Origin of the sequence: Sulfurospirillum diekertiae (genome assembly GCF_002162315.1) — a bacterium.
Classification (GTDB): domain Bacteria; phylum Campylobacterota; class Campylobacteria; order Campylobacterales; family Sulfurospirillaceae; genus Sulfurospirillum.
On sequence record NZ_CP021416.1, the window covers coordinates 2,173,185 to 2,186,478 of the forward strand.

The 13,294-nt window shown below is 37.3% G+C and carries 16 protein-coding genes and 1 tRNA gene; 9 read left to right on the forward strand and 8 right to left on the reverse strand.

Annotated features, from left to right (window positions below; translation table 11 throughout):
- The first annotated feature begins 1 nt into the window (after position 1).
- The 8 genes from Sdiek1_RS11075 (at position 2) to Sdiek1_RS11110 (ending at position 4,795) form a co-directional block, all read left to right on the forward strand.
- On the forward strand, positions 2-313 hold the full coding sequence (locus Sdiek1_RS11075) for a hypothetical protein (protein ID WP_087439172.1): 312 nt from the start codon (positions 2-4) through the stop codon (positions 311-313).
- 2 nt (positions 314-315) lie between these two features.
- On the forward strand, positions 316-1,176 hold the full coding sequence (locus tag Sdiek1_RS11080; protein ID WP_087439173.1) for a zonular occludens toxin domain-containing protein: 861 nt from the start codon (positions 316-318) through the stop codon (positions 1,174-1,176).
- On the forward strand, positions 1,160-1,582 hold the full coding sequence (locus tag Sdiek1_RS11085) for a hypothetical protein (protein WP_087439174.1): 423 nt from the start codon (positions 1,160-1,162) through the stop codon (positions 1,580-1,582). The genes Sdiek1_RS11080 and Sdiek1_RS11085 overlap by 17 nt, the downstream gene beginning before the upstream one ends.
- A gap of 17 nt (positions 1,583-1,599) precedes the next feature.
- A complete protein-coding gene (locus Sdiek1_RS11090) occupies positions 1,600-1,893 on the forward strand; it encodes a hypothetical protein (protein WP_087439175.1) in 294 nt (97 codons plus the stop codon).
- Between the two features lie 253 nt (positions 1,894-2,146).
- Complete coding sequence (locus Sdiek1_RS11095) at positions 2,147-3,457, forward strand: rolling circle replication-associated protein (RefSeq protein ID WP_087439176.1); 1,311 nt, start codon at positions 2,147-2,149, stop codon at positions 3,455-3,457.
- A 1-nt stretch (position 3,458) separates the two neighbouring features.
- The gene (locus tag Sdiek1_RS11100) at positions 3,459-3,641 is read left to right on the forward strand and encodes a hypothetical protein (protein WP_087439177.1); all 183 of its coding nucleotides are present in this window, start codon (positions 3,459-3,461) and stop codon (positions 3,639-3,641) included.
- Between the two features lie 9 nt (positions 3,642-3,650).
- Complete coding sequence (locus Sdiek1_RS11105) at positions 3,651-3,917, forward strand: hypothetical protein (protein WP_087439178.1); 267 nt, start codon at positions 3,651-3,653, stop codon at positions 3,915-3,917.
- Complete coding sequence (locus Sdiek1_RS11110) at positions 3,914-4,795, forward strand: tyrosine-type recombinase/integrase (RefSeq protein WP_087439179.1); 882 nt, start codon at positions 3,914-3,916, stop codon at positions 4,793-4,795. Before Sdiek1_RS11105 ends, Sdiek1_RS11110 begins: the two co-directional genes overlap by 4 nt.
- A 66-nt stretch (positions 4,796-4,861) precedes the next feature.
- On the opposite strand, the gene Sdiek1_RS11115 is transcribed toward Sdiek1_RS11110, so the two are convergent.
- The 8 genes from Sdiek1_RS11115 to Sdiek1_RS11150 form a co-directional block, all read right to left on the reverse strand.
- A tRNA-Ser gene (locus Sdiek1_RS11115) sits at positions 4,862-4,951 on the reverse strand.
- Positions 4,952-5,216: 265 nt separating this feature from the next.
- Positions 5,217-6,674, reverse strand: a complete 1,458-nt coding sequence (locus tag Sdiek1_RS11120; protein WP_238098948.1) for an AsmA family protein — start codon at positions 6,672-6,674, stop codon at positions 5,217-5,219.
- Between the two features lie 53 nt (positions 6,675-6,727).
- Entirely contained in the window at positions 6,728-7,411 is a 684-nt protein-coding gene (pyrF, locus tag Sdiek1_RS11125; RefSeq protein WP_087439180.1) for an orotidine-5'-phosphate decarboxylase, read from the reverse strand.
- Positions 7,412-7,819 carry a transcription antitermination factor NusB gene (gene nusB, locus Sdiek1_RS11130; RefSeq protein ID WP_087439181.1) on the reverse strand — a complete coding sequence of 136 codons (408 nt, stop codon included), beginning with the start codon at positions 7,817-7,819 and terminating at the stop codon, positions 7,412-7,414.
- Between the two features lie 9 nt (positions 7,820-7,828).
- A complete protein-coding gene (gene ribH, locus Sdiek1_RS11135) occupies positions 7,829-8,293 on the reverse strand; it encodes a 6,7-dimethyl-8-ribityllumazine synthase (protein WP_087439182.1) in 465 nt (154 codons plus the stop codon).
- A 40-nt stretch (positions 8,294-8,333) separates the two neighbouring features.
- Positions 8,334-10,436 carry a 5-histidylcysteine sulfoxide synthase gene (gene ovoA / locus Sdiek1_RS11140; RefSeq protein ID WP_087439183.1) on the reverse strand — a complete coding sequence of 701 codons (2,103 nt, stop codon included), beginning with the start codon at positions 10,434-10,436 and terminating at the stop codon, positions 8,334-8,336.
- Between the two features lies 1 nt (position 10,437).
- Positions 10,438-11,238, reverse strand: a complete 801-nt coding sequence (kdsA, locus tag Sdiek1_RS11145) for a 3-deoxy-8-phosphooctulonate synthase (RefSeq protein ID WP_087439184.1) — start codon at positions 11,236-11,238, stop codon at positions 10,438-10,440.
- Positions 11,235-12,086: a DMT family transporter gene (locus tag Sdiek1_RS11150; RefSeq protein WP_087439890.1), complete on the reverse strand. Its 852-nt coding sequence runs from the start codon at positions 12,084-12,086 to the stop codon at positions 11,235-11,237. Before Sdiek1_RS11150 ends, kdsA begins: the two co-directional genes overlap by 4 nt.
- A 133-nt stretch (positions 12,087-12,219) precedes the next feature.
- Here Sdiek1_RS11150 and Sdiek1_RS11155 point away from each other — a divergent pair, with 133 nt between their 5' ends.
- Positions 12,220-13,290: a mechanosensitive ion channel family protein gene (locus Sdiek1_RS11155; protein WP_087439185.1), complete on the forward strand. Its 1,071-nt coding sequence runs from the start codon at positions 12,220-12,222 to the stop codon at positions 13,288-13,290.
- Positions 13,291-13,294: the final 4 nt, after the last annotated feature.

The window sequence follows — 13,294 nt, forward strand, 5'->3', positions numbered from 1 at the left end:
TATGGGCAAAGTTCCTCAATGGGTTGCTAATGCACTTGGATATATTTTTGATTTTTTTAAAAATTCTGCAAAAAAAGCAGCCATATACACTGCTTACACGGCGCTTCTTGTTGAAATTTTGAATAGCGTTAAAGATTATGCAATGGCGCATTCTGATTTTAGTTCCTTTATGACGCCTACAATTTGCTATTTCTTTACACAACTCAATGTTTCTGGTCTTTTAACGACTTATTTTGCGGTTGTTTCTGCAAACTGGTTAAAAGCTAAGGTTGTTCAATTTTGGACTTTTAACAGTGGTTCTGTGAGTAAATAATTATGATTAGGGTGCTGATAGGTGGGCAAGGTAGTGGAAAAAGCTTAACTTCTATACATTATCTTTTTGAGGTTATTGAAGTAACTTTTGATGAATTTGACACTGAAAAACAAGAGATTATTCAAAAAACAGTTAAAGGTGCTCGTCATACGTTTTATAAACGTCTCATTACAAATGTTGGTGGTTTTAGACCTGAACTTTTTCGTGAGGTAAGCGGTAATAAAACGATAGAGATTATCCATCAAGATAAATATTGGTCTAAAGATGATTTGCTTGTTATCTTTGATGAGCAGATGAAAGAAAAACAAAAGCCAGAAAAAGATCGTACACCAACGCTTTTTATTTACGATGAGTGTCAATATGGTTTAAGTACCTTTTCAACATCGCAAGCAAATTTAGAGACATGTGAGTTTATATCAAACTTCTTTTCACTTCAACGTCATTATGGTCCGTGTGATTGTCTGTTAATGACGCAAGGACTTGATAAAGTACATGATAAGTATTTGGGTGTTGATTTTGAGCTTTATATTGCTCCTGAATATGCTTTAAAAGCTGACCCTGAAAATGACATTATTTTTGATCTTTATGATTCTGAGGGTAAGTCAATTATCACGGGTGGTCGTGACAAAATAAAGTATAAAAAATCTAAGCCTATCAAAGATATTGAGGGTAATGATTTTAACCCTTTTAAACTTTACGTCAGTGGTGATGCTGGTCGCAAACTCGATGTTAAAAAGAGTTATTGGAAAAAATACGTTTATATTTTAATCGTTTTGGTACTTTTTGCGCTGTCTGCTTTAGGTTATGTTTTTTATAGTTTATTTTCGGGTTTGGGTTCAAAAAAAAGTGCCCCAAAAAATTGAACAGAATATTACGAAAGATTCAAATCAAACAAAGGACGATTATAACCTTTCTTTGCCTCCTCCAAACTCTGTAAGGGGTGCTAGAGGCAATTTAGCAGTCGATGAGAACTCCACGTACAATCAATATGTCAAAGAGCCTTACAACAACATAGAAGCACAACACATGTATAGAGTGTTTGTGATGGATAATATCTATTATATAGGCACTCAAATTCTTTCCTTAAATCAATTTAAAACGATGGTTAATAAACAAGTCTTTTTCGTTGTCTCCACACAACCCGTCACAAAACGAAGTTTCTATGTAAATTTACTTATTCATCAATCTGTACTTAATAGTTTTGGTCTTACAAAAGACTTCGATACAACCGATGGCACAAATCGTTCTAAATCTACAACGAAAAATTAATATTGAAAGGCTGCAAAATGAAACGTTTATTTATTTTTTTCTATCGACTTTTATCTGTTCACAAACTTCGATCTTTAGAAAGGCGCATTGTCGAATTAGAAGCAATTAATGATCATGCTGTTTGGTGCAATGACCCTAATTTCTTTATTATGGTTTCTTCCAATCATATGGAATATTTGAATGTTCTTCGTAAAGAATTTCACATGGCCTGTAATGATGAAGTGGTGCATTTTTTGATCTATAAGCAATATGTCTTTTCTATGGCTGATAAAGAGAAATTAGCATCGCAGATAGAAGCGAACGAGAATTAAGTATTAATTCTCATGGTGAGCGTGAGGACTAGCGCAGCGTAACAGTACCAATCGGTACAACCTGCAAAACGATGAGAACGTAAGGTGCTGTAAAGGGCGAGAGTGAATTTTGAGACTCCTCCTTAAACAGCTATATTTTTTGTTTTTTTTGGCGTTATTAGCGAAAGCGAAGAGGAGCTACCGCACCACATGAGCGAAGCTCTCTTGTCAACTTAACATAAGTTTCCCGAACTATTTTAAAAAGGTGCTATTTATGAAATATGGTCTTAATTCTTTTGATGTTGAAAATTCTCAACGAAAAATTGATTTGCAAAAAGAATATATGCTTAAGTCAACTTTTGTGACTTCAAATGGTACATGCAAGACACTTCTTGATGTTAACATGAATGCAAATATTTCAACACGTTATTATGCTCAACTCGTCAACAAAGTAAACACTCTTCAACAAACTATGTCAAATCTTGATTTGATGCCTATTTTTATGACTCTTACGCTTGACGGTTGGCTTCATGATCTCTACTATGGTGATTATTCACGTTTTAAAGAGGAGTATTTAAAAAAGCTTCCTGAAACTGATAAATATGGTTATCTTAAAACTAAGGCTTCTCTTAGAGAGGTATTTGATGTTCATGATCTTTACATGGTCTTACGTTGGCAATGGGATAGATTTATGAAAACTAATACAATTCAAACGATTAGAGAAGATACAAAAATTGGTTATCTTTTTGCTGTTGAGCCACATGAAAGTGGCGTACCTCACGCACATGTTCTTTTTTATGTTCCTTTTGCCTCTATTGAAAAACTCAAAAAAGAGTTCAAAAAGATTTTTGGCACTTCTCAAAATAAAGGTCAAGATAAAGAACGTCTTTCTCTTGACCAGATTGCTAATGGCGAAATGAACGGTTTTCAATGGACGTTAACAAATCCAGTTGGCTACATTCTTAAATACGTTACTAAATCATTCATGGATATTAAAAACCAATCACAAATAGATGAGCTTCAAGCATGGTATATTAAGCATCGTATTGTTCGCTTTACAACGTCCCATACTCTCGTGCCTCAATGGGTGTACAACAAAGTCTATCCACTCGAAAATGATTGGTTATACCTCTCTGATCTTAAAATTAATTCTATGTGTGAGTGGTCGGCTGAAGATGATTACTTTAAATTTGAAGATACAAAACTTGGCAAAACTCTTATGTATACAAGAGGACTTTATCAAATGTTTCAAGATGGCTCTCTCGTTCATGAGTTTGGCGAAATGAAAGAGTTAAAACTTCCTAATACGATGAAATTTAGGGATAAATTTGTTCTTAGACAACATAAAAAATTTATTAAAATCGAGCTCTTTAATGTTAAAGGTCAAAAAATAGAACTCTATCCAAAACCAATAGCACAACGTAAAAATTATGATCTCGTTCAATATTATCGCAAACTAAATCCTGAACTCTGCAATCTCCAACACTTTGGTTTAGTCCAAAACGAATGTATTAAACGTGGACTTATTGAGGGGCAAATTCAATCTTTAAATGACTTTAATACAGATTTTGAAATGGGAGCTTAAAATGAAAAAACATGATTGTTCTGAATGGATTGTTAGACATATTGCTATTAATGGTTATATAGATATTTGTTCTATTTGTTGTCGTCAAGTTGGTTGGAATTTTACTCGAGGTGATGGTTCTCAAAACGTTGGTTCTATATGGAAAAAGAAAACATATTCAGTCATTGCAGAAAAAAAGATATAGGGGCATAAAATGACATGTTTAGTATGTGGCAAACCTATTATTTCTAACGATAAAGGCTATTGTTGTTCTTTTGGTCGTCCAAAAACATATTGTTCAGATCATTGTCGCAATTATATGAAATATTTTGTTGCTATGCAAAAAGAACTTGATCTTATTGATCTTGACGATGAACATAAACGTAAAATAAGAGGTGATCTATTTAGAGTAGGCAATGGTCTTAAGTTATTTAACTCTAGGTCTTTTAGTACCAAAACAAATCGATCGGAAAATAAATGACTTTTCAAAAATATGCTTCTCTTTATATTAAACTTAACGAGGACGATTGGAAACCGTCTTACTTAGATAAAAATAAAGGGATTGTTGAAACTCGTTTTGAAGCTTTTAAAGATATGGATATTAAAGATTTACATGCTTCTGATATTAAGCTTTGGTATAAAAATATAGATGATGTAGGTAATAAGTCTAAACGAAACTACTTAAGCGTTTTAAAGGGTATTCTTGACGTTGCACTACATGATGAAGTGATACAAAAAAATCCAATGATACATGTAAAGTTTCCAAAGTATAAAGCTCCTCGAATTCACCCTTTTAGTGCAGATGAAGTTAAAATGATTTTGGAAGCTTCAAAAGACTTGAATTTTAATTTTGTCTATTACCTTGCAATGGGTTTTTATGCGGGTATGCGTACGGGTGAAATATTAGCTTTAAAACGTAATGAAGTTGATCTCAAAAAAAGAATGATTAGTATTAAGTCAACTCGTTCTCGTTTTGGTGAGGGTACTCCCAAAACATTTGGATCCAAACGTACTATTCCTATTCTTGACTCTTTATATCCCTACATTGTGAAAATGCTTGAAAATTGTAATACTAAGTATGTTTTAACAAATCAATATGATAGACCGTATCGTGATAGTCATGTCTTTTGTACGTATTGGTGGAAACCTCTTTTAGAGTCTTTAAAACTTCCTTATAGAAGGATATATGATACTCGTCATACATTTGCTACAAATATGCTTTATCGTGAGCTTTGTAGTCCTGCTGAATTAGCTCAGTATCTTGGTCATTCTAATGTTCAGATGGTTTATGAGGTATATGTCTCGTATCTTGATAGTCACTTCGATAAATTTGATAGATCTATCGCAATTTATTCATAATGGGTAGGTAGAGGGATTTTAAGGTTTTAAAAAAGTGCTTTGAAAGTGCCTAAAATAGGGGCTTGGTGGCGGACAGAGAGGGATTTGAACCCTCGGTCAGGTTACCCCGACGCATCCTTAGCAGGGATGTGGTTTCAGCCACTCACCCATCTGTCCAAGTAAAAAGTAGAGTGCAAGTATATCAAAAGTATATAATAAACGGCTTAAGAGACTTTTCTTAAGCCGTTTATCGATTAAATATAAGCGGCATCTTGTGATTTTAAAAGTTTTTCAAGCAGTTTTTGAAGTTTTGGAACAGAAGATTGATCTGTTTTTTTGCCTCTTCAATCTTGTCTTTTAGCATCACAACCAATTTAACACCTTCTATAAAATGCATCGGATACTCCTTTTAGATCATGGTTTAATCTAAAAAAAGCAAAATTTATTCCGAAACTGGAGGTACCGACGTTGCAGGTAAAACCAATTCAGGTTGCTTAATCACTCCATCATAAAAAACAGTACAATTTTCATCATTTTGCTTCGGTTGCGTATGTGTTATTTTTGATTTTGTTGTAAAAGAAAGTACCACATCTTTGAGTGTTGCAACAGCTGTTGCATCAAGCTTTACAGAAGGTTTGGCATACGTTCCACTAAACTTTTGTTCAACGACGGCACATCCTTTTGTATCCAAAAGAGCTGCTTTTACATCCATCAATTTTTCATCAACAATATTGACAGCTCCCTTAATGGCTATTCGATTAGAAGCTGTGCTCAGCGCTACATCACTTAGTTTTATTTCAGAGTACCCAAGATCAACTTTAGTATTAAGCTCCTTAATCACGCTATTGCCACCTTTAAAAGCCTCAATAGTACCAGATATAAGTGTGTTGAGATTTAACTTCTCTTTTTGAAAAGGATCAAGCACTAAAGCAATTTTGTCTATATCATAACCCTTTAAGGTTATCTCCTCACCTGAAAGCTGAACAAATCCATTGAGAGTGCTTTTAAAAGTTATACCATCGCCCACAAAGAATGAGAGTTTAAAGTCACCATTGGCATTGCCATCCAGCAGATCTTTACCCCATAATTCTTTTGAGAGAGATGCCAATTTCAAACCAACGATCTTGCTCTTTAATGAAATTTTCGGTTGTTTCCCACAAAAATCAAACTTGCCATTTCCTTGAATTTGCGTATCAAAAAGTGTGTATTTAAGAGCATTACTAACCGCAATACCATTTTTCAGCTCAAAGGACATCGAAATATCTTGCACAGCATAAGCGCTACCATACTGAATTTTGTCGATGTGCGTATCAGCATTAAAATAGAGCCCTTGAATACTATGCTTGGAAACATCATAACTGATATCATTTATATCAAGATGAACGTGTTCGAAGACAATTTTATTAGTTGCATTCACATCTGCATAACTGATTGTACTGTTGCTAAAGATAATTTTTTTGGCATTCATGAAAGCGGATACATCGCTCTCTTTTTCAACGGTGGCATTGTTCTCTTTAGTTTTTTTATCAGCTACTTTTTGTGTTGGTACAGGCAGTAAATCATAATTAAACTTGCCATCTTTTATTTTTTCTATATTTAAAGCAAGTCCATCGAGAGAAAGCTGTGTAACTTTAATCTCTTTTTTAAGCAATGCAGGTACGTCAAGTGCAACATCAAAACTACCCAACTTGGCAAACGGAGTTTCAGGATGATACGTTGGATTATTGACCTCAATATCAGAGACACTAACGCCAATAGGTGAAAGGGTAAGTGTTATATCACCACGAATAATCACTTCATATCCAGTACTCTCTTTAATCGCTTTGTGCAATCGTGGTTTGTATTCATTAAAATCAATCACTTTAATAAGAAAGAAAAAAAGCAGCAACGACAACAGCAACTAATACCACAATACCGAGTACAATCTTTTTAAACATTCTTACCTCTTAATGACTAAATATTTTCAATAATTTTCTTTACCACACCTAGCGGATCATCACTATGATAAATCGGTCTCCCCACGACAATAAAATCTGAATGTTGCTTTTTTGCAGTCTCAAGATCAGCCACTCTCTCTTGATCATTACTACTCTCACCAAAAGGACGAATACCAGGTGTTAGCGTCAAGAAAGAAGGAGCCGTATGTGCTTTAATGTCTAAACTCTCATAAACGGAAGAAACAACGCCGTGCAAGCCACTGGCATAAGCATCTTGGGCAAAATCAACCGCTTTTTGCGCAATAGGGGTATGATAAATCGCTTCGAAAGAGGCATTGTCAAAACTGGTCAGTGCCGTTACAGCTAAAACAATTGGGGGATTTGAAAAGGTATTGACACGTTCCATTACCATGCGCATCGCTTTACGTCCACTGGAGGCATGTACGTTGAACATATCCACACCAAGAGAAACCATTGACTCAGCGGCATCTGCCATTGTATTAGGTATATCATGGATTTTGAGATCTAAAAAAATTTTAAAATGAGGATTGATCGCTTTGATCTCATGTAAAAGGGGTTCGCCATCTCGAATAAAAGAGCGAAGTCCCACTTTAAGCCAAACATCTTCACTTTTGAGCTTTTGAATCAGAGCAATATTTTCAGATTTAGTGGGGAGATCAAGCGCAACGCACAATTTCATTTATTTAGCTTCCCCATCTCTTGAAATTGCATCCAAAACACCGTTAATAAATTTAGGGCTTGTTTCATTGCACAGTTTTTTTGCAAGCTCAATTGCTTCGTTAATAATCACTGCATTATCCAGTTCAGAATACAAAACTTCATACGCACCTAGTCTTAAAATAGCACGTTCAATCGTCCCAATTTCACTGAGGTTCCACTCTTTAAGATGATGGTTAATCGCTTCATCAATGATGATTAAATGCTCTTTCACACCGTGGTACAACCCAAGGGCAAACTCTTTTTGTTGATTTCGAATCTTTTTCTCTTCAAAGAGTTCATCTATAAATTTTTCAATGCCAGAATTTCCAATATCTTCTGCGTATAATAGACCAATAATACTCTCTCTTGCTTGATGTCGTGTTGCCAAAGCGTTTCCTTATAGATGTTTGTAGAGGCTAATAAGTTCGATCAAACCTGTCATGGCTTCAAAGCCTTTATTACCCGCTTTGCTTCCAGCTCTCTCAATCGCTTGCTCAATGTTATCGGTGGTTAAAACACCAAAGGTCACGGGTTTTTGATATTTTAGTGCGGTATTGGCAACTCCTTTGGTTGCTTCTGCAGCAACGTAGTCAAAATGCGGCGTGCTTCCACGAATAATCGCACCAACACAACAGACCGCGTCATACTTACCGCTGCTTAAAATTTTATCGAGGGCTAAAGGAATTTCATACGCCCCTGGCACTAAAATAAGGTCTAAATTTTTCTCATCGCCGCCGTGACGAATAAACGCATCACGTGCGCCTTCAACCAAACGATCTGTGATAATATGGTTAAATCGACTATTAATAATGGCTACTTTTTCTTTACCATTAAGGGAGAGTTTTCCTTCAATAATATTCATAATTATCCTTTTACTTTTTCTTATAATACACTATTTTTCGTTACAGTTTAATTATCGCTTTTTCCAGACACTTACATGTAACGTTTTTTATCACACTTTTACGTGCACTCTCTTTCACTTCTAAACGCATCGACAATGGCTTTACATGTAAAGTAAAAAAGACCGATAAATGCTCATTGAGGGCATCAAATGTATTGTATTTTTCACCATTTTTCTTAAAGCCTCCCAGCCATTTGGCACGAGGTGTTTTAACTTCATCCCAGTCATACGCACTTGCAATAACTAAAAATCCCCCAGCATTGAGACGCTCTTTGATCTTCTCTAAAAAAAGCGCAGGATCATATAACGTATCCAGTACATCATTAGCAAGAATGAGATCATATCCATCAAAATAAGGCTTCATATTGTGTGGATCGGCTTGCCAAAATTCCACTTTTTGAACCCGTGGATTGATGCCAAAATCACTGAGATTTTTTTCAATAAATATGGCTAGTTCGCCCTCTTCTTTTAAGGCGTATTTGAGTTTACCACTCTCTTTAAAATTGGTCGCAAGCCTCACAACGCGCGCGGTAAATTCAATGCCGTGTACCATTTCAAAATGGCGTGCAAGCGCAAATGTTCCCCTGCCGACGCCACACCCAATTTCCAATGCTTTTGCTTTTGAACCACCCAAATCAATACAAAACTGCGCCATTTTTTCATAATAGTTAGGTTCTTTTTCACCAAAATGCGCCTCGCAAATTTTGGAAAGTGCAAAATCTGTCTCGTAAAACACGGAGTGCGTCTCCACAGGCTCAGCAGACTCAATATAACGAAAGCCCGCATGTTGGTAAAAATGACGGCGAAACGCATAACGTGAGCTTCGTATGATTTCATTGCCCGTACTGATCCACGAACCGCCTTTGATAATGTTGTGCCTATCATCAAAGGTCGGAACAGAAAAATCATCGTAAAGTGGATGAACCATAAAGCCATCAAACCCGTTAATCGGCGTTTCAGTCCACTGCCACACATTGCCGATAACATCGTAAAAATCACCAAAAGCAAACGTATCCACAGGCACAGAAGAGGCAAAATATTCGAGGTTAAGATTCGCAGGTGCCTTGTCCCAAAACGGCTCTTCTACCTTTACATGTAAATCATGCAGAACGTACCACTCCTCTTCACTTGGAAGGCGAATGGACTGCCCTGTCACTTGACTTTTCCAGTTGCAAAAGGCTTTGGCTTCAAGGTAATTGATCTCCACAGGCCAACTCCACGGCATTTCAATCTCTTCTGCCATCAGACGAAGTTTGTATCCTGAAGCATCAATTCGCCAAAAAAGTGGCATGGTCGCATTTTTGTACGTACGCCACTTCCAGCCCTCTTCACTCCAAAAACTTTGTGTTTCGTACCCTTTATTGGCAACAAACGCTAAAAATTCGGCATTGGAGACGAGGTATTTGGAGGCTTTAAAGTCTTTGACTTCTTTTACATGTAAACCGTATTCGTTATCCCAACCGTACAGTGCATCGTCTCGTTTCTTCTCTAAACGAAGTGTCGTGCCTTTTACATGTAATAATTCGTTTTGCACAATTGGCGTATCCAGTGGACAAACTTTCCAAAAATCACTTGGCTTCACACGCTCAAGCGGCAATTGACGTATAAGAACAGAGGACGTTTCAAGATGAATGCGCTCATGCTCAATGCCCATCATAATCGCCCAAAATGGACTCTCCCATGAAATAGGCATGGCAAGAGGCAATGTATCGATGAGTTCTAAGATTTTAGCTTTCACAGCGTCACGATACGCTTGAATCTCAGCAATGCGTGGCCATTTGTAATTAGATTGGTTAAGATCGTCCCAACTCATCTCATCCACACCAATCGCAAAAATCGACTCAAATGAAGGGTTAATGCGTTTATCTAAAATCTTAGCAAGCACGAGTTTATTGATAAAAAAAGTCGCAGTATGACCAAAATAAAACACCAGCGGATGACGCAAAGGATCGGCGGTAAGATAATAACTCTCCTCATCCTTCATCAGCTCAAAAAGCTTTTCATACACCGTATAGGTTTTGAGAAAATACTCTCTGATCTCTTGCCTTTTTTGTTCGCTTGTTCCTTGATTGAGAAGAATATTGCGCGTTGGGATCAGTTGCATCCTATGCCTTTAAGCTATCTTGTATCGCTTTAATGTCTTTAATGGCTAAACCTAAGTCGTCTAAATCAAGCATATTCGGTCCATCACAAAGTGCCTCGCAAGGATTAAAATGGGTTTCAAAGAAAAAACCATCCACCCCAACAGCAGCAGCGGCACGTGAAAGAGGACGGACGTATTCGCGTTTTCCACCGCTTTTTCCACCCTCGGTTCCTGGCATTTGCACCGAATGGGTTGCATCAAAAACCACAGGAGCAAACTCACGCATAATGACAAAACTACGCGCATCCACAACCAAATTGCCATACCCAAAGGTACTGCCTCGCTCGGTCAGCCACACGCCCGCTTTTTTAGCGGCTTCGTAGCCCTCTTCTTTCACACCTCTGGTATCCAAAACTTTTTTGACCGAATAGCGCATATCAGCAGGATTTAAAAACTGCCCTTTTTTGATATTCACCACGCATTTAGTCTGTGCGGCGGCGACCAAAAGATCGGTTTGACGGCATAAAAACGCAGGGATCTGAAGCACGTCCACTACTTCACCCACAGGCTTCGCTTGTGTGTAGTCATGTATGTCCGTCAAAAGTTTATACCCAAACTGCGTTCTCACCTCATCTAAAAGTTTCAAACCCTCGTCCATGCCTGGACCTCTAAAACTGTCGATACTCGTACGATTGGCTTTATCAAAACTGCTTTTAAAATAAAAATCTATCGATTGATCTTTGTGATAACTCATTAATTGCTCTGCAACCCGAAATAGGTTGTCTCTACTTTCAATGACACACGGTCCTGCTATTAAAATCACTCTTTCTCCTTTGCTACAATAATTCCACTAAGAACGACTAAGAGTATACCAAATAGTCCAAGAATATCTGGTAAACCATCGCCTAAGATAATGCCAATAATGAGCGAAAAGAAGATAATCGAATACCCAGCTGCTCCTACAATTCCCGCTTTGGTAGTTGCAAATGCTTTGGTCATATAGACTTGCCCAATAGCGCCAGAAAAGCCCATTAAAACAATATAGAGCCACTCTATCCCTACAGGTGCAATAAAATGCCCCAGCATAAAATCAAACATCGGCGTATGGAAAAATTCACTCAAAATCATAAAAAGTGCAGGAAAAAATGTTCCAGTACAGACAAAGGCAAGCACAATAACACGGGTATCATACACACGGTTTAGCTCTCGTACGCTCGTGTAGGCAAGTGCCGCACCAAGACCGCTAAAAAGTCCAAAAAGGTCAGTTTTGGAAAGCATCAAGCCGTTGGGTTTCATGACAAAAACGATACCGATAAACCCAACAAAAACAGCTACCCAGCCTTTCCAACCGATTTTCTCTTTCAAAAAGAAAAAGGCTAAAATAGCCGTGAAAATAGGTGCAGTTCGTGAAAATGTGATGGCATCAGCAAGGGGAATATGGGCAATGTTGTAGAAAAAAACCAACATCGAAGCGAAACCAATGAGAGCACGAAAAAGAAGCAACCAAGGCTTCCCACCAATTTGTTTTATCGGTAGTTTGAAAATACTCAGCGCTACAAAAAGCATTGTCAAACCATTACGAAAAAAGACCACTTCCACGGAATCCATACTCTGACTTAAAACTTTAGCAAACGCACCATCAAATGCAAAGCTAAACGAAGAGAGAAGCATAAAGAGTACGCCTTTATTTATCCCTTCAAAAAACTGTTTCAAAATAACTCCATTCAACGCCATAAATACGAAATCTTAATCTATTCTGTGTTAAAATTCGTTGATATTTGTATCTTAACCCTTAGGAAAAAGTATGGATCTCCAACATATTTTAGAGTACAGCCTTTTTGGATTGCCTATTACCCATATTGCAATTGCTATCACTATTTTTTTACTCGGATTAGCCTTCAAAAATCTTATTGCAAGCATTATTCTCAAACCTCTTAGAACCATAGCTAAACGTACCAAAACGACCACAGATGATAAAATCATCGCTGTTCTTGACGAGCCTTTAAAACTCTCTATTGTATTGGTTGCCTCCTACATTGCAACGCTTTGGCTCCCTTTTAGAAGCTTTGATCATGTTGTCGATCTTGCGATCAAATCGTTTGAAACATTCATTATTTTTTGGATTTTGTATCGAATGGTGGATAAATTTTCCAATCTCTTTAGCTTCTTCTCTTCAAAATTTGGTAAAGAGCTACACCAAGATATTCAGCATTTCATTACCAAAGCTTTGCGTATCTTTCTTGTTGCATTGGGTATTATGGCGGTTTTGCAGGAGTGGGGCATCAATGTCAGCGCCTTTGTCGCATCCTTAGGACTTGGAGGTTTAGCCTTTGCCCTCGCCGCTAAAGATACGGTTGCCAATCTTTTTGGCTCACTGGTCATTTTTACAGACCGCCCTTTTAAAGTAGGTGATTGGGTTGAAACACCCGCAGTAGAAGGATACATTGAAGAGATTGGTATTCGCTCAACCAAAATTCGTACCTTTGCGCAAGCCTTAGTCAGCATGCCCAATGCAACACTCGCCAATACACCTATTACCAATTGGTCACGCATGGGAAAACGTCGTGTAAAAACACGTTTGGGACTTACCTATAACACCTCCGTGGAGCAGATGCAAGCGATTATCCAAGAGATAAAAACCATGCTCAAAAAACACCCAGATGTTCATCAAGAGACCATTTTAGTTAATTTTGATGAATTTGATAACAGCGCACTGAGTATCTTTCTCTACTTTTTTACCAAAACAACCGTTTGGCTAGAGTATTTACATGTAAGAGAGGATGTCAATTTTAAAATTATGGAGATCGTCGCACGTAACGGCGCGCAGTTCGCATTCCCTTCACAAACGCTCTATGTAGAGAGTTTACCAAAATAACAGC

Excerpts from the sequence above, each read along its gene's own strand:
- Sdiek1_RS11075 (WP_087439172.1), top strand. The coding sequence starts at position 2 with ATGGGCAAAGTTCCTCAATGGGTTGCTAATGCACTTGGATATATTTTT.
- Sdiek1_RS11080 (WP_087439173.1), top strand. The coding sequence starts at position 316 with ATGATTAGGGTGCTGATAGGTGGGCAAGGTAGTGGAAAAAGCTTAACT.
- Sdiek1_RS11090 (WP_087439175.1), top strand. The coding sequence starts at position 1,600 with ATGAAACGTTTATTTATTTTTTTCTATCGACTTTTATCTGTTCACAAA.
- Sdiek1_RS11095 (WP_087439176.1), top strand. The coding sequence starts at position 2,147 with ATGAAATATGGTCTTAATTCTTTTGATGTTGAAAATTCTCAACGAAAA.
- Sdiek1_RS11100 (WP_087439177.1), top strand. The coding sequence starts at position 3,459 with ATGAAAAAACATGATTGTTCTGAATGGATTGTTAGACATATTGCTATT.
- Sdiek1_RS11105 (WP_087439178.1), top strand. The coding sequence starts at position 3,651 with ATGACATGTTTAGTATGTGGCAAACCTATTATTTCTAACGATAAAGGC.
- Sdiek1_RS11110 (WP_087439179.1), top strand. The coding sequence starts at position 3,914 with ATGACTTTTCAAAAATATGCTTCTCTTTATATTAAACTTAACGAGGAC.
- pyrF (WP_087439180.1), bottom strand. The coding sequence starts at position 7,411 with ATGAAATTGTGCGTTGCGCTTGATCTCCCCACTAAATCTGAAAATATT.
- ribH (WP_087439182.1), bottom strand. The coding sequence starts at position 8,293 with ATGAATATTATTGAAGGAAAACTCTCCCTTAATGGTAAAGAAAAAGTA.
- ovoA (WP_087439183.1), bottom strand. The coding sequence starts at position 10,436 with ATGCAACTGATCCCAACGCGCAATATTCTTCTCAATCAAGGAACAAGC.
- Sdiek1_RS11150 (WP_087439890.1), bottom strand. The coding sequence starts at position 12,086 with ATGCTTCTCTCTTCGTTTAGCTTTGCATTTGATGGTGCGTTTGCTAAA.
- Sdiek1_RS11155 (WP_087439185.1), top strand. The coding sequence starts at position 12,220 with ATGGATCTCCAACATATTTTAGAGTACAGCCTTTTTGGATTGCCTATT.